The sequence below is a fragment of the Flavobacterium sp. FlaQc-48 genome, from assembly GCF_044007335.1.
In the GTDB taxonomy this organism is placed as follows: domain Bacteria; phylum Bacteroidota; class Bacteroidia; order Flavobacteriales; family Flavobacteriaceae; genus Flavobacterium.
Genome location: NZ_JBIPCR010000003.1, coordinates 99,200 through 115,673, shown reverse-complemented (window position 1 = coordinate 115,673; position 16,474 = coordinate 99,200). Strand labels below are relative to the sequence as shown.

General features: G+C 35.0%; 13 protein-coding genes. 5 read left to right on the top strand and 8 right to left on the bottom strand.

Features of this window, described 5'->3' with window-relative positions; genetic code table 11:
- A complete protein-coding gene (locus ACHRWY_RS05855; RefSeq protein ID WP_395353314.1) occupies positions 1-600 on the bottom strand; it encodes a TetR/AcrR family transcriptional regulator in 600 nt (199 codons plus the stop codon).
- A 107-nt stretch (positions 601-707) separates the two neighbouring features.
- A complete protein-coding gene (locus ACHRWY_RS05850) occupies positions 708-1,229 on the bottom strand; it encodes a YceI family protein (protein ID WP_395353312.1) in 522 nt (173 codons plus the stop codon).
- 268 nt (positions 1,230-1,497) lie between these two features.
- Here ACHRWY_RS05850 and ACHRWY_RS05845 point away from each other — a divergent pair, with 268 nt between their 5' ends.
- On the top strand, positions 1,498-2,472 hold the full coding sequence (locus ACHRWY_RS05845; RefSeq protein ID WP_395353311.1) for a polyprenyl synthetase family protein: 975 nt from the start codon (positions 1,498-1,500) through the stop codon (positions 2,470-2,472).
- A gap of 197 nt (positions 2,473-2,669) precedes the next feature.
- On the opposite strand, the gene ACHRWY_RS05840 is transcribed toward ACHRWY_RS05845, so the two are convergent.
- From ACHRWY_RS05840 to ACHRWY_RS05830, 3 genes are all read right to left on the bottom strand, one after another.
- A complete protein-coding gene (locus ACHRWY_RS05840; RefSeq protein ID WP_395353310.1) occupies positions 2,670-4,535 on the bottom strand; it encodes a trehalase family glycosidase in 1,866 nt (621 codons plus the stop codon).
- Positions 4,525-5,745, bottom strand: a complete 1,221-nt coding sequence (locus ACHRWY_RS05835) for an MFS transporter (protein WP_395353309.1) — start codon at positions 5,743-5,745, stop codon at positions 4,525-4,527. The genes ACHRWY_RS05840 and ACHRWY_RS05835 overlap by 11 nt, the downstream gene beginning before the upstream one ends.
- 259 nt (positions 5,746-6,004) lie before the next feature.
- Positions 6,005-8,644, bottom strand: a complete 2,640-nt coding sequence (locus ACHRWY_RS05830) for a TonB-dependent receptor (RefSeq protein ID WP_395353308.1) — start codon at positions 8,642-8,644, stop codon at positions 6,005-6,007.
- 164 nt (positions 8,645-8,808) lie between these two features.
- Between ACHRWY_RS05830 and ACHRWY_RS05825 the strand changes: the two genes are divergently transcribed.
- Positions 8,809-9,834, top strand: coding sequence for a LacI family DNA-binding transcriptional regulator (locus tag ACHRWY_RS05825; protein ID WP_395353307.1), 1,026 nt, complete (start codon positions 8,809-8,811; stop codon positions 9,832-9,834).
- Positions 9,835-9,874: 40 nt separating this feature from the next.
- Entirely contained in the window at positions 9,875-10,231 is a 357-nt protein-coding gene (locus tag ACHRWY_RS05820) for a hypothetical protein (protein ID WP_395353306.1), read from the top strand.
- Positions 10,232-10,273: 42 nt separating this feature from the next.
- Here the strand turns inward: ACHRWY_RS05820 and ACHRWY_RS05815 are convergent, their stop codons facing one another.
- The 3 genes from ACHRWY_RS05815 to ACHRWY_RS05805 form a co-directional block, all read right to left on the bottom strand.
- Positions 10,274-10,759 (bottom strand): hypothetical protein, encoded by a 486-nt coding sequence (locus ACHRWY_RS05815; protein WP_395353305.1) that lies wholly within the window; start codon positions 10,757-10,759, stop codon positions 10,274-10,276.
- 141 nt (positions 10,760-10,900) lie between these two features.
- Positions 10,901-11,473: a hypothetical protein gene (locus ACHRWY_RS05810; protein ID WP_395353304.1), complete on the bottom strand. Its 573-nt coding sequence runs from the start codon at positions 11,471-11,473 to the stop codon at positions 10,901-10,903.
- Between the two features lie 52 nt (positions 11,474-11,525).
- On the bottom strand, positions 11,526-12,077 hold the full coding sequence (locus tag ACHRWY_RS05805; protein WP_395353303.1) for a hypothetical protein: 552 nt from the start codon (positions 12,075-12,077) through the stop codon (positions 11,526-11,528).
- A 116-nt stretch (positions 12,078-12,193) separates the two neighbouring features.
- On the opposite strand from ACHRWY_RS05805, the gene ACHRWY_RS05800 reads away from it, so the two are divergent.
- Both ACHRWY_RS05800 and odhB read left to right on the top strand, forming a co-directional pair.
- Positions 12,194-14,968: a 2-oxoglutarate dehydrogenase E1 component gene (locus ACHRWY_RS05800; RefSeq protein WP_395353302.1), complete on the top strand. Its 2,775-nt coding sequence runs from the start codon at positions 12,194-12,196 to the stop codon at positions 14,966-14,968.
- A gap of 78 nt (positions 14,969-15,046) precedes the next feature.
- Entirely contained in the window at positions 15,047-16,291 is a 1,245-nt protein-coding gene (odhB, locus tag ACHRWY_RS05795; RefSeq protein ID WP_395353301.1) for a 2-oxoglutarate dehydrogenase complex dihydrolipoyllysine-residue succinyltransferase, read from the top strand.
- Positions 16,292-16,474 lie beyond the last annotated feature (183 nt).

The window sequence follows — 16,474 nt, the reverse complement described above, 5'->3', positions numbered from 1 at the left end:
TTAAATAGTAATTTTTTTAAGTTGTTTTTCTAATTCCAGTATTCCTTTTTCTGTTGCCATTGCTCTGGTATGATATTCCAGTGCTTCTAATTCTATTTTTTGTGCTTCTCTTTCTGAGACAGTAGTTGCATTAATATGAAAAATCAGGGTATAATAAAATTTCACATACAAATCGATATTTAAATCTGCCCTGTATAAATCTTCTTTAATTCCTTTTAAGATATTATCCCTGAAATAATGATTGCACTGATCTATTTCATGAGTCATTATGTTTTGATAGATTTCAGGATAATGTTTTTTTAACTGATATAGAGGCGATGTATCTGTTGCATTTTTAAACATATCGCGAAACATTTCTCTAATTTCAAAATTCTCATGAATCGCGTTATAATCTTTCGCTACAATGGTATCAATAACTTCATGTACCTGTTTATGAACTGTAGACGTACTTTCTTCTATCAGCACTTCTTTATTACAGAAATATTTATAAATCGTTTTTTTCGAAATACACATTTCTCCTGCAATATCATCCATGGTAACACTTTTAAAACCCAGTTTTAAAAACAACTCACTTGCTTTTGATATAATTTTCTCTTTCATTTTAATTTTCGAATTGCATCACAAATATACTTAGGAAACTAAAATCAGAAAAATAGTTTCCGTAATATTTGTAATAATTTTACATTAACTTATACATTATGTAAGATTTATATACTGAACTCTAAATTTGCGATAAGTTTAATGTCTTTTCCAAGCGCTAACCCTCCGTTATGATTATACGAATTATAGTCTAGGCCAAAATCCTGACGTTTGATATCTCCTTTGATTTCAAAAGCAACTTTTTTCTCCCCGTTATAATTGTTAACACCAATAAACTCAGCATCAAGCTCTACTACTCTGGTCACATCTTTAATGGTTAAATCTCCTTTAAAGAAATTGATGTTATTGTTTACTTTTTGAAAGGAAGTCGATTTAAAACTAATAATAGGATGTTCATCTACATCGAAAAAATCCTGAAGTTGCAAATACGTATCGATCTGTTGAAAACTATCTTTTTTGTTATTGATATCTAAAGAAAACTCAACCGAAGCATCTTCAATTTCATTGTCTTCAATGTTCACGTATCCATCAAATTTATTGGTAGTTCCTCCCATATAGGCAATTATCGAATGTCTCATTTTAATTAAAACATCTGATTGGCTAGAATCTAAGGTCCATGTTGTTTTCATAAATATTTGATTTAATTGAGTTTATAAATTACCCAAATCTCTTGCGGAAACTTTTTTAGTGTTCGGAGTTTCCATTTAACGGTGCAAATATAGACAGGAAACTCTAAACACCAAAAAAGTTTCCAAGTTTTTTTAGAAAAAATTCTAATCCCTTAGAAATTAACGGATTTGGAGCCATTTTCAGATGGAAACTATCATTTAAAATTTTAAAAAAGGAATAATTCATAATGAATCGTATCTTTGAGCCTCGCAATTCAGATTAAATTTTATGCACGATATTAGCCAATACCAGGATTTTTTTATCACTTATTTAGAAAAACAAAGCATTAACAGAGAGCCTAAAAACCTTTACGATCCCATTGTATATATTTTAGGTCTTGGCGGAAAACGGATGCGTCCTGTACTAACTTTAATGGCTTCGGAAGTTTTTGACACTGATTATAAAGTGGCCCTTCCGGCTGCAATGGCTGTTGAAGTTTTTCATAATTTTTCACTGGTCCACGATGATATTATGGATGATGCTCCTTTGCGAAGAGGACAGGAAACCGTGCACGAAAAATGGGATTTGAATACCGGAATTCTTTCCGGAGACGCAATGCTTATCCTTGCCTATCAATATTTTGAACAATACGATCCAATTGTTTTTAGGGACTTAGCAAAATTATTTAGCAAAACCGCCCTTGAAGTTTGCGAAGGACAGCAATGGGATGTTGATTTTGAAAAAAGAAACGATGTTACCATTCCGGAATATCTTAAAATGATCGAATATAAAACGGCTGTTTTAGTAGCAGCAGCTATGAAAATGGGAGCCATTGTAGCTAAAACTTCTGAAAAAGAAGGCGATTTAATTTATGATTTCGGATTGAATTTAGGACTGGCTTTCCAACTCCAGGATGATTATCTGGATGCTTTTGGAGATCCCGAAACTTTTGGAAAACAGGTTGGAGGAGATATTATTGAAAATAAAAAGACTTATTTATACCTGAAAGCAAGAGAATTTTCATCAGCTGAAAAAGCTACTGAATTAGAGCAATTATTCAGTTTGCAGCTAGAGGACAATACTAATAAAATAGCTACTGCAAAAACCATTTTTAATGATTCAGGTGCTTCAAAAGCGACGCAGGAGGCTATAGAAATGTACACTTTCAGAGCTTTTGAAACTTTGGAAAAAATGGATATTAACGCCGAAAAGAAAGATATTCTGAGAACTTTTGGCGAGAACTTAATGGGAAGAAAAGTATAGTTTCCTGATACGAAACCTAACAGGTTTTAAAAACCTGTTAGGTTTGGCACAGAACTTAAATACAAATAAAATTTAAGCCACAGATTAAAAGATTTCCTCTGATTTAATCCCTGAAATCCTTTAATCTGTGGCTGTTTTTTTTACGCAGAGTAAACCCGACAGATTTTAAAACCTGTTAGCTTTGTCATTTAAGTGTCTTAAAATAGTTCATCAGGATCAGCCAAATCAGATAATTTTTGTTTTAAATCATCTTCTAAAATTGTCAGTCCGTATTGATACGAAGCATTCATCCAGCCAAAACCTTCTTCGGTTATAAAATCAAATTCGGTTCCTACATTTCCGTATTCGGCAAAAATTTTGTGTGAACTTATCGACAAATCAAACTTCTCCGGAATAGTTCCGTTATAATCAACGGCGTTTCTGGTAATCAGCCAAAGCCAGCGGTAGACCATTTCCTGCGCTTCTTTGTTGAAATTATAATTCAATAAACCTTCCCATAAAAGCATTTGATGCGGCGCCCAGCCAAACGGATAATCCCATTGGCGTATTGGCGCATTTTCGTCTACACCGGCAATCGATTCTTTGGTGCTTCCTGCAATTCCTCCTTTCATTTTAAACCTTGGTAATGTCTTTTTTACCAAAATTTCTGCTTGTTCAGGAGTACTTATTTTTGCCCAAAGCGGATAAAATGTTGGAGCGGCTTCAAAAAAGTGCTGCTCTTCGTTTACAAAATCATAGTCGAAATAAATTCCTTTTTCGGGATTCCACAATAATTCATTTATCTTTTCTTTTCTTGAAGCAGCTTTCGAAAGCCAATATTCACTGGAGAAAGATTTATCTTCAAAATATTGAAACTCGTCTTTAAAATACTTTTTAATCAAAAACGCAATGTCTGTTTCATATTTATAAAGCAAACTATTTATGGCAACAGTATTTAAATTGGCACAAACACCAACCAGTCTATTGGTGGTGTCATGACCACTTTCGCGCATACTGCGATCGTGAATAAAGTACTTATCCAGTTCTTCATCGACCACTTCTCTTTCGAGATATTTCTTTTCGAATTCTCGCGTAGACAAATTGTACTTTGGCGCATATTGCTCCAGAATATCATCAAAATGACCTTCTTCAACTTCAAACGGAAGTCCGATTCCTTCTGCTTTATACCGATTTAATCCATTTGCCGTAAGTCGTTTGCCTTCTTCCATCCAAACAGTTTTATATTCTTTTATGGCTGTTTTCAGATGCCTTTCGATCCAGAAAATATCAGGATTCGATTTCTCTAAAACATCCCTAATGAGCGATGTATAAAGCGGTGGCTGCGTGCGGGTCAGATAATAGCTTCGGTTGGCATTTAAGATTTTTCCGTAATGATCAATCTGATATTTGAAATTCTCTGCAATACCTAAGGCAAGCTCGATTTTATCATCGATTAAAAGCCCTTTGGCAATAAAATAACTGTCCCAACCGTACATTTCGTTGAACCTTCCGCCAGGAACCACAAACGGAACTCCTGAAATTTCATTATTCTTAATTTGAAGTGCCAAAGCTAAAATCCCGGGCTTTTTGTTCAGTGACAAAACATATTCGGGTGAAATGTTTTTAGGCATTTGCACCACTCTCAATTTTGGAGTTACAGCTTCTAATTTCCTGAAATAATCAAAAACGATCTCGTCGCCAAAAGGCACATACAAATACGCCAATTCGTTTTCGATCTTATTGTCTTCCAGGATTTTCTTTACGCCATCAGCATCAATAGTTCGGGTAAGGCCTTTCCAATACAGGTTTTTTATTTTTCCTGAAATTCTTTTTACAGGATCTTCTGTGATTTGATCCAGATTGATTTCGGCAAACTCAGTATTGTTTTTTTTGGCCAAAGCCAGTTCCTGCAACAAATTCGAAAGCTGATAAGTTCCTTCAATCAATGCCGAATTTCCGTTTTCATCATGTAATAAAAACTTTTTTGGCCCATCATCATCAATCGTTATTTTCTTATCGCCATCAGTATCTTCCTGAGCTAATAATTTTTCGATCGTTTGGGTTATATGTAATTTAAATTTCATCTTTTGCAGTTATTTTTTTAAGAATAAAAAAGGATATTAATAATAAAGACATTGGAATTAAGGTAAAATAAAAGGCTTTTTCCGGTCCTTCATTTTTAAACAGCCATCCTGTTATTCTGGAACCTAATGTACCGCCAAGAGCAGAAAAAATGACAATTAATCCGGTCATGGAGCTTTGCAGGTTTTTAGGCAAAGCGCTCAATACAATCGAATTTAGTAACGGATAAATAGGTGCAATAAACAAGCCTATTAAAGGAAATGCAAAACCTATTAAAGGAATATCTGAAAGTGTATTGATATTCTTAACTTCTAATCCAACTGTTTTTGGAAGTACAAAAATCACAATCAGCATGGCAGAAAAGATACAGAAACTTAAAACCCAGATCCAGTTTACTTTTTTGGTCACAATACCTGCAATCATCCTCCCGACAGCTAATGAAATAGCCAGAATACTTGCCATCATAATACTGATATTCTCCGGTAAATAAAGCACTTTTGTATTGAATGTTGGCAGCCACGAAAGTATTCCTTGCTCAATCATGACAAACAAAAAGACGCTAATCACAAAAATAACGGTAAGTAATTTTGCCATTAATCGGAACATTTGCAGGAAATCATCTTTAAGATTGGCTCCTGCCGAAACTTCGGGTTCTTTGAATTTTACAAAAAATAAAAACAGAAATGACAAGAACGATAATGCTGCTAAAAACCAATATACATTCAACCATGAATCAGGGTCTTCTTCATGATTAAACGCCGGAAATAAAAAATAAGCCAACGCAATCCCCACCATAAAAAAACCTTCGATACTGCTCATCAAAGCGTTGTGTTCTTTCTTGGTTTCGGTCACAGTTCCAATCAATGAATACACCGAAACTTTGATCAGGGCAAATGAAACCCCAACGATTGCAAAAAGAATTTTAGCATTGTCAAAAGAGTTTCCAAAATACATAGAAATACAAGCCAGAGTCACCAAACCCAAACCGATAAGCATCGATTTTCTATACCCTATTCTTGGTAAAAAAGACGCAATAAAAAAAGATACAATGGCAATAGGCATGTCTTTAAACGCTTCCAGAATACTTGCCTGAACTTCATCAACTCCGTAATTTTTTTGCGATTTTAAAATCACAATACCTACGCTGTTTAATAAAATAGCGAAGACAAAATAATTGAGGTAAAGTGAGATTTTAATTCCTATGTTTTTCATTTTTTTTATTTGTCTTTGCTTTGGGATTACGGTGCGGAGACGCACTGCTGTGCGCCTCTACGTTACCGTATATAATTTGTAATTTTTAACACATAGAAACATAGCTTGGTTTGCGTTCAAAAGGCATTTCACTTACATTAACTCACATAGCTATGTGTAGAAACTAGTTTCTTTTTCGCTCTTTTTTTAAACTATAAAAATCTATGTTCCTATGTGTTTAATATTTTTTGCAGATTATATCCAAACCGTTTATATAAATTTAGAAATTAATCGCTACAGAAAATCTGAAGGCGCGTCCTAAAATAGGTCTTGCCATAAACACATCGCTTGCCGCAGATGTTGTTTGTCTTGGATCTCCTTCTGTTAAACCAATTTCGTTGAATAAGTTCGAAGCATCAACTGCAAAACGAAGATTATTATATCTATAACTTAAACCTGCACCCACTTCTTTATAAGCAGGCAAAACTTGTTTGTTATCCTGATTTGTGTATTTTTTATCATAATAAGAGAACTGAACATAAGCTGTAAGATCTTTTGTAATATCTACTTCCGGTCTTAGGTTACAGAAAAATTTAGGGATTCTTCTGGCTGTGTTTCCATTAAAATCAAAAGTAGAACCGTCTGCATTTGTTCCTGTAAAATTATCATACTCCGGTTTTTGAACGGTGAAGGTAAAATTCAGTTTTACAAACTCATATCTCGCATTGGTTTCTACTTCAAGACCAATATTGTTTACGTCAGCAAATTTATTTTCAGAAGACCCGTCAGATAAAATATCCGTGAAAGCAACATTTTTCAGCCCCATATGAAATAAATTCGCATTTACAGAGAAGAATGAACCGGAATATTTATATCCTAATTCGATTTGATTTACCTCGGTATTTTGAAGTTTGCTTAAATCAGCCGCATTATCGTAAAAAGATTCTTCGATTGGAGATCTAAAACCATGGCTGTAACGAGCGTATGAAGCCATTTTATCATTAAATTTATAATTTGCCGCCGCAGTATACGACCATTCGCTTACATCATATCTCCAGTATGTATATGGATTTCCTTTTACCGTTGTCACTGCATCATCAGCTGTATTGTTGTCTAAAATCCCTAAATTTTCCGCAAAAAATCTGGCGTTGTCCCTGTAACCTGAATATTTGTCTTTGTTGTATCTTAAACCTGCGTTGAAAGTCAGATTATCTGTTGCCTTAATTTCGGCATCAGCATAAATGTCATTCAAAAGTCCTTTAGTTTGTGCATCTCTTTCTAACCAGGTAATTCTTTCTACCCCATTCCAGGTATGATCAACTCCGGTAGTATTGTCTTTTACATTTAACAATCTCGGATTATCTGAAACGCCTACTAAATACGAATTCCAGTTCCAGTATTGATTCGATTTCCAGTTCGAATAATAATAACCGGCTGTTAATTTTACAGGATCTAAATCAAAATTGAAAGAGAAATTGTTTGCGAAATTGTTCATTTTTTTCTCGATATGCCAAAGATCTGCTCTCATAATCAAAGCATTTGGATCCAGCTTTTGTCCGTTATCTACATAAGAATATGTCAGATTACTAGCCGTTGTATTTTGAACGCTTGTTGCATAAGCATCTTGTGTCCACGGACCTCCATTAGGGAAAATGGCATTATAATTCAAATCGATATTGGTATTTTTAAAAGCATTTTTGAACGTTACTTTCTCCGATATTTTCTTTTTGAATTCAGCTCCAATAGAGTTGATAATGGGATGAGAACCATCTTCTAAATCTGCGCTAAAAGTTCCACCACCGTATTGAGGCACATTTAAGTGACTTAAATTTACTGAAGTCAACGTTCCGTAATTCGGGTTAAATCCGGGAATTCCTTCTACTTTTCCGTTAGTACTCTTTAGCGGAATTGGCAAATAGAATGTGTTTCTGTCATCAAGATGCTTGAAATTTACTCTTAGATAATCGTCGTCATCAAATTTATAGGTAATGTTTCCTTTTATTTGTCCGCCTTTATTGGCTGTAAATCCTGTGTTTCTAACTCCGTTATCCGCTCTGTAAAAACCTCCAACATTAAAAAATAATTTATCCTGAATTAAAGCGCCTGATAAATTAAGATCAGTTCTGAACATTCCGTAATCTGATGTGGTGAATTTTGCTCTTCCCTGAAAATCATTCTGTCCCGTTTTAGAAATAAAATTGATAATCCCTCCGGGAGCATTGTTGGCAAAAATTGAGGCAGAACCTCCACGAACGGCTTCCATTTTGCTTACCGTTTCATCAAGTCTGTAAAAAGTATCAGCATTGGCAAATTGCAAAGCCCCATCTTCAAAAACCGGTAATCCGTCTTCCTGAATTTGTACATACTCGTAAGCTCCCGCAGACGGAATTCCTCTTGCGAAAAGGTTATTTCCTATTTCCCCTCCAGATGCTTCTACTACAAATCCGGGAATGGTTTGAAGCAATGCCGCTGTACTTGACGGCGCTCTGTCTTCGATTGCTTTGGCGCCCATTGTCGTAATTGCAACACTCGATTCGAGTTTAGATCTTGGTGTTGACGATCCTGTCACTACAACTTCTTTTAAACTTTGTGATTCTCCTTCAAGCAATAAATTTACCTCGAGAGATTCTCCTTGTTTTATGGCAATTTTTTTCTCGAAAGTTTTATATCCCACATTGGTTGCTATAATAGTATAGGTTCCGGCTTCGACATTCGAGAACGAATATCCCCCGTTTTCATCTGTAACGGTACTTATGCCTGTTTCCTTAATCGATACATTTGCTCCGGGAACGGTTACTCCGCTATCGTCAAGCACTTTTCCGGAAACTGTATTGGTATTTTGGGCAAACCCTTTATTGGGTAAAAAAAATAGGCAAAACATTAAAAATAATGTACCTAAATACTGGTGTAGCTTTTTCATTTTTTTGTTCGGTTAGTTAGTAATTATGGTTATCACTGTCAAACTTAACTACAAATCACAAAGGAATTTACGAATTAAAAATCGAAAACGTTTTCGAAAAGACCTAAAACGTTTTCGGAACTTAAAAACTTATCAATACAGTTTATTTTTAGTACTTTTATTTCATGAATGACACAAAATTAATAGATATAGCCTCGGCACTGGGAATTTCGGTTACTACGGTTTCAAAAGCGTTAAAAGGATATACGGATATTAGTAAGTCTACGCGCGCCAGAGTTCTTGAAATGGCAGAAACAATGAATTACATCCCTAATTCTGTTGCAGTTAACCTGAGAACCAATGAAACCAAAACTATTGGTGTTATTATTCCGGCTACGGTGCATCACTTTTTTTCGAGTGTATTAAATGGTATTCTCGAAGAAGCCGAAAAAAGAGGATATTTGGTCATTATATTACAATCAAACGAAAAATATGAACTGGAGAAAAAGCAGCTCGCTTTACTAATTCAAAAACGAGTTGACGGCGTTTTAATGTCACTCTCCAATGAAACAGACGATTTCACTCATATTAATGAAGCCATTCGAAAAAACACACCTGTTGTTTTATTTGATAAAATTGCCAAAAGAGTTGACTGTTCCAAAGTGGTGATTAATGATGCTAAAGCAGCTTTTGATGCTGTTTCTTACCTTATTAATAAAGGATATAAAAGAATTGCCCATTTTAGAGGTTCTTATGTTCCGCAAAACTCGATCGATCGTTTTTTAGGTTATAAAAGAGCGCTTGAAGCACACGGAATTGAATACGATTCGAAATTGGTGTACGTTTGTGACAACAATACAGATTTTGAAGATGGCTATGAAAATGCCCAAAAAATAATGACCGAAAACCCGGATATCGATGCCATTTTTGCCATTACGGATTTAGTTGCCATAGGAATTATTAAATATTTTAATGAAGCCGGAATCAAAACTCCTGAACAAGTGGCCGTTTTTGGGTTCAGCAATTGGTTTATGAGTACCGTTATTTCTCCTAAATTAACTACCATAGATCAGCCCGGATTCGAAATGGGACATCAGGCAGTTTCCCTTTTAATTGATGAAATTGTAGACATAAAAGAGCATCGACCGGTAACACATCAAATTATTGAACTTCCTACAAGAATCATTGAGCGTGAATCGACAGTTAAATGATTTTTTAGTTTTAACTTTGCGACAATCTTAAAAAGCATCAATGTTTCCGATTCCTGAAAATACCGATTTTTTATTGGCTGATGCCGAAAAAGAAAATCTATATCTGAGCCTTATTGAACAAATCAATAAAGACTTTAATTTGGCCAATGAAGGAATTGATTTTCCGATGAGCATTTCTCCCGATGAATTAAAAATTCAGCTCCACGAAAAAATCTACCGAATGATTCAGTACAAATTTGCTGAATATCTGAACCTCCTTTATATTATTGATGTTTCAGAAAGTGAAATCAAAAAACTAGACGGATCTGATTTAGTAGTTCTGGCTGAACAGGTTGCCTTTTTGATTTTAAAAAGAGAGTGGCAGAAAGTTTGGTTTAGGAAGCATTATTCTAAGTAAAGTTGCTAAGTGGCTGAGATTCTAAGTTGCTAAGTTTTATTTTTAATCCTTTGTTGGTATTTCATATAGCTTAATAAACATTTCCAGCGACTTGTTTAAACTTAAAACTTTATCTAAAATTGGTTGCAAAGATTCGGGGGCATCTTCAATAAAATAATCGATATGAAACTTTAATGTTTCCCCTATCTGAAAACGATCAGCCGTTTTTGGGGGAAGCGCAAATGGCCTTAATTGAATCAATACACCACCTCTTGCCTGGTCACGAAAAAACCAGGACAGAAATTCTAACGAGATTAAACTACCAGAAGATTTATCTAATGTGAATTCGAATTGTAACATTACTTCATCTTTCAGTCCGCCATCTGTTCTTAATAAAGTGGCAAGCGGTAGATGAGAAAGTGATACATCACCCAAGTCAGAACCTTTTATTCCTTCTAAATTATCAATACCGCTGCTAACATTTTCTATTCCTTTTAAACTTCCTATTGTTTTTTGAAATAAATCTATCTCTTCTGGATATTCTCCCATTTGTTGAATTTTATTTTTTTGTTGATATTTCTACTTTTTATCTGATTTTTTTGCGATTACAAAATGAATAATAATCGTTCACAAAGAGAAAAACGGCATTAATTCGTAGTTACTAAAATAGAAAGATAACCTGATAAGATATTAATTTTCTACGTTTTTACTATTTGGTCTGACAATATTTTTCAATTTATCTAACTCGGACCATAATCCAAATCCGCCAACATCTAATTTACTTCCTATAATCTGGAAACGACCACATTTAAAGCAGATTTTTGCTATTCCAACTGTTTTTTCTTTCTTCTTAAAAATAAAAATATCGCGATATTCAGGAATGCACGCATAACCGCTAGTTTGCAAGGAATCTTTTTCCCTAAATATATTTTCAATATCTTTTTCTTGTTTAACAGACAGGTTTGATTTTTTATAACTGTATTTCAACAAAAGATTTTCAAAATTTTTATTTGGAATAACTTCAGGATAGTATCCGTAAAAAAAACTAGAGAATTCCTTTTTCTTTTCTCCCTGTGCAATATTATCAGTGGAAGAATGTTCAAACTCCCTTTTGGAAGAATCCAGATAATAATGATCGATTCTATCAGTATCAAAAAAAGGTCTTAATTCTTTTATAACTTTTGTATCTACAACTTCTGCTTTCTTAGCATTATTACAACTCGAAATAATAATTGCTATAATTATAAAAATATATTTTCTCAATCTTTCAAAATTTAAAAACTTAGAAGCTTAGCATCTCAGAACCTTAGCACCTCTAAAAATAAACTCTCACAAAAGGCATAAATCCAGATCCGTAAAGACTGGTTTGCGCATTATACAAGACATCATATTTTGCCCCAATGGTAACATTTCCGGTTCTGTAACCCGCTCCAAGGTACAAAGCTGTATTCCAATAATTATCGGAGTAACTTGGTCGGTATGGCGTAGAATTATAATCTGTATTTACACGAACTTGTTCTAACTCTGCAGACAACTGAATTTCCGGAATCGGGTTTACAAGTCCCACCAGACTTCCTCCATAAACAAAAGAGTTGTAATAACTTTTAGAGGATAAGTAACCAAACTGTAAGCCGACACCCACGGCCACAATTTCGTTTACATTATAAATGGCACTTGGCATTACAGAGATATCGGTATACCCGGAACCAATTCCCAGACCAAGACCTCCTCCAAATTGTACTTTATCCCAAAAATGATTACGGTTATCTATAACGTATTTTTGCTGCCCAATTACAGAACCCGAAAACACCACCGCCAAAATCACAAAAAAAGATTTGAAAACGATTGAAATTTGATTATTATTCATAGTTGAGTCTATTTTTAACAAATTTTTACGTAAAAGTACGTAAAAAAAAGATTTAAATAAATGCGATTGTTGTACTTTTGCCATTCTATTTAACAAAAAGTATATTCACTAATATTATGGATAGGTTTTCATTTTTAAATGCAGCGCATACAGAGTTTTTCGCACAATTATATGATCAATATTTAGTAAACCCAGACAGCGTTGAGCCAAGCTGGAGAAGTTTTTTTCAGGGTTTCGACTTTGGACAGACGACTTATAATGACGAAAATCCAGTTCAACAAATTGTTGAGTATGTGACTAGCCCAAACACAGATTACAGTCAGGTTTCAGAAAAACTGCAAAAAGAATTTAATGTTCTAAAATTAATTGATGGATACCGTACCCGAGGGCACTTGTTTACCAAAACAAACCCTGTTCGTGACCGTAGAACTTCGTCTCCGACTTTAGATATTGAAAATTTCGGATTAACAACTGCTGATCTTTCTACAGTTTTTGATGCCGCTCAAACAATTGGAGTGGCGCCGTCTACTTTACAAGATATTGTAACGAGACTTAAATCTATTTACTGCCAGCATATTGGTATTGAATATATGTACATCAGAAACCCTGGCGTTGTAAAATGGATTCAGGAAAAACTGGCTGTCAATGTAAATCAGCCTAATTTCTCTTCTGAAGAAAAGAAAACTATCTTAAATAAATTAAATCAAGCCGTTTCTTTCGAGAACTTCCTGCATACTAAATATGTAGGTCAAAAAAGGTTCTCACTGGAAGGTGGAGAATCTATTATTCCGGCTTTAGACGCTTTGATCGAACAAGCAGCAGAAAAAGGTGTTGAACAATTCGTAATGGGAATGGCGCACCGTGGCCGTTTGAACGTTTTGGCAAACATCTTTGGAAAATCAACTCAGGATATCTTTGGCGAGTTTGACGGTAAAGACTACGATCAGGAATATTTTGATGGTGACGTAAAATACCACTTGGGTCTTACAGCTGACAAAAAAACAAGAACTGGAAAAAATATAAACATCAATTTAGCACCAAACCCTTCTCACTTAGAAACAGTTGGAGCTGTAATTGAAGGAATTACAAGAGCTAAGCAAGATAAATATTATGCTGATGATTTCTCTAAAGTTTTACCGATCGCCGTTCACGGAGATGCTGCAATCGCAGGTCAGGGTATCTTGTATGAAATCATTCAGATGGCTCAGCTTGACGGTTACAAAACCGGAGGAACAATCCATATCGTAATTAACAATCAGGTTGGTTTTACCACTAATTATTTAGACGCCCGTTCCTCTACTTATTGTACAGATGTTGCCAAAGTAACACTTTCACCCGTTTTACACGTTAATGCTGATGATGCTGAAGCTGTGGTACACGCTGTATCTTTTGCATTAGATTACAGAATGCAATTTGGACGTGATGTATTTATCGATTTATTAGGATATAGAAAATACGGTCATAACGAAGGTGACGAACCTCGTTTTACACAACCGGTTTTATATAAAATCATCGCAAAACATAAAAATCCAAGAGATATTTATGCAGAGAAATTATTGTCTGACGGCGTAATCGATGCTTCTTATGTAAATGCTTTAGAAAAAGAATACAAATCTTTAATGGAAGAGAATTTAGAAGCTTCCCGTAAAAAAGATTTGACGATTATAACGCCATTCATGAAAAACGAATGGGACGGATTTGTTCAGGTAACAGACACTCAAATGCTTGAAAAAGTAGACACTACTTTTGACAGAAAAGGATTGGATTCTATCATAAATACAATCTCAACATTACCTGAAGACAAGAAGTTTATCAATAAAATAACTAAGATTGTTACAGACAGAAAAGCAGGATACGACAACAACACTCTTGATTGGGGAACTGCAGAAGCACTAGCTTACGGTTCACTTTTAACAGAAGGATTTGACGTTCGTATTTCAGGTCAGGACGTAGAGCGTGGCACATTCTCTCACCGTCATGCCGTAGTTAAAGTAGAAGATTCTGAAGAAGAAGTAATTTTATTGGATGCTATTGAAAACAAAAAAGGAAAATTCGGAGTATTCAATTCTCTTTTATCTGAGTACGGTGTTCTTGGTTTTGATTATGGATATGCATTGGCAAATCCAAAAGCCTTAACTATTTGGGAAGCACAATTTGGAGATTTCTCTAATGGAGCCCAAATCATGATTGACCAATACATTTCATGTGGTGAAGACAAATGGAACAATCAAAATGGTATTGTTTTATTATTGCCTCATGGATATGAAGGACAAGGTGCAGAACACTCTTCTGCAAGAATGGAACGTTACTTACAACTTTGTGCAAGACAAAACATGTATGTTGCCGATTGTACAACGCCAGCCAACTTCTTTCACTTGTTAAGAAGACAAATGAAAACAAATTTCCGTAAACCTTTGGTGGTTTTCTCTCCAAAAAGTTTATTGCGTGATCCAAGATGTGTATCTACAGTAGATGAATTAGCATCAGGAAGTTTCCAGGAAACAATTGATGATAATACAGTAGATAAAAAAGCAGTAAAAACATTAGTTTTTGTTACTGGTAAATTCTACTATGACATTGTTGCTGAAAGAGAAAACAACGGAAGAAATGACGTTGCAGTTGTTCGTATCGAGCAATTATTTCCATTACCAGTGGAGCAATTAAAAGCAATTATTGCACAATATCCAAATGCCGATGATTATGTTTGGGCACAGGAAGAGCCTAAAAACATGGGAGCTTACAGCTTTATGTTAATGAACTTTGATCTTGTAAAATGGAGATTAGCTTCGTTAAAAGCTTACGCTGCACCTGCATCAGGAAGTTACACACGTGCAAAACGCCGTCATGCAGATGCAATTAGAATGGTATTCGATAAAAATTTATTCAGATAAAAAGAATGTTTCAAGTTTCAGGTTTCAGGTTTAACAACCTGAAACCTGAAACCATAAAAACCTTAAACAAAAAATAAGATGATTTTAGAAATGAAAGTCCCATCACCAGGGGAATCAATAAAAGAAGTTGAAATTGCAACTTGGTTAGTAAAAGACGGAGATTATGTAGAGAAAGATCAAGCTATTGCTGAAGTAGATTCAGACAAGGCAACTCTTGAATTACCGGCTGAAATGAGCGGAATTATTACGCTAAAAGCAGAAGAAGGTGATGCAGTTGCTGTAGGAGCTGTAGTTTGTTTAATTGATACTGACGGTGTAAAACCTGCAGGTGACGCTCCGGCCGCACCAGTAGCAGAGGCTCCAAAAGCAGAAGCACCAAAAGCAGAAGTAAAAGCAGAGGCACCAAAAACAGCTCCGGTACAAGCTCCGGCAGCTACAAGTTATGCAGCAGGAACCCCATCTCCGGCAGCAAGAAAAATATTAGACGAAAAAAACATAGCACCAGCAACTGTTTCAGGAACTGGTAAAGGCGGAAGAATCACTAAAGATGATGCTGTAAATGCAGTACCTTCTATGGGAACTCCAACTGGAGGAAACCGTGGATCTGAGCGTACAAAATTATCAATGTTACGTCGTAAAGTAGCAGAAAGATTAGTTGCTGCCAAAAACGAAACTGCAATGTTAACAACTTTCAACGAAGTTAACATGACGCCAATCAACTTGATTCGTAATGAATACAAAGATGCTTTCAAAGCAAAACATGGCGGTCTTGGTTTAGGCTACATGTCTTTCTTTACAAAAGCAGTTACCAGAGCTTTAGAATTATTCCCTGATGTTAACTCAATGATGGATGGTGATTATAAAGTAGCTTATGATTTTGCTGATATTTCAATCGCAGTTTCAGGACCAAAAGGTTTAATGGTACCTGTAGTTCGTAATGCTGAAAACTTATCTTTCCGCGGAATTGAGGCTGAAATTAAAAGATTAGCACTTAGAGCCCGTGATGGTCAGATTACTGTTGATGATATGACTGGAGGAACTTTCACTATTACTAATGGTGGTGTTTTTGGAAGTATGCTAAGTACTCCAATTATCAATCCTCCACAATCAGGAATTTTAGGAATGCACAATATTATTGAGCGCCCAATTGCTGTAAACGGAAAAGTTGAAATTCACCCAATGATGTACGTGGCACTTTCTTATGACCACAGAATTATCGACGGACGTGAGTCTGTTGGTTTCTTAGTTGCGGTTAAAGAAGCATTAGAAAACCCATTAGAATTATTAATGAATGGCGATGCTAAACGTGCTTTAGAATTGTAATTGTAATAATTTTCAACAATACTTTAAAACCTGTTCATTGATTTGAACAGGTTTTTTTTCTTAATATTGGCTTAATTTTAGCTTAAGGTGTTAATTTTTTAAATAAACGTAAATTTTACCCTTTAAAAAATATTTTATTTAGAATAAATAAGAATAGCTTGCGTAGTTGGTCTTCAACAATTA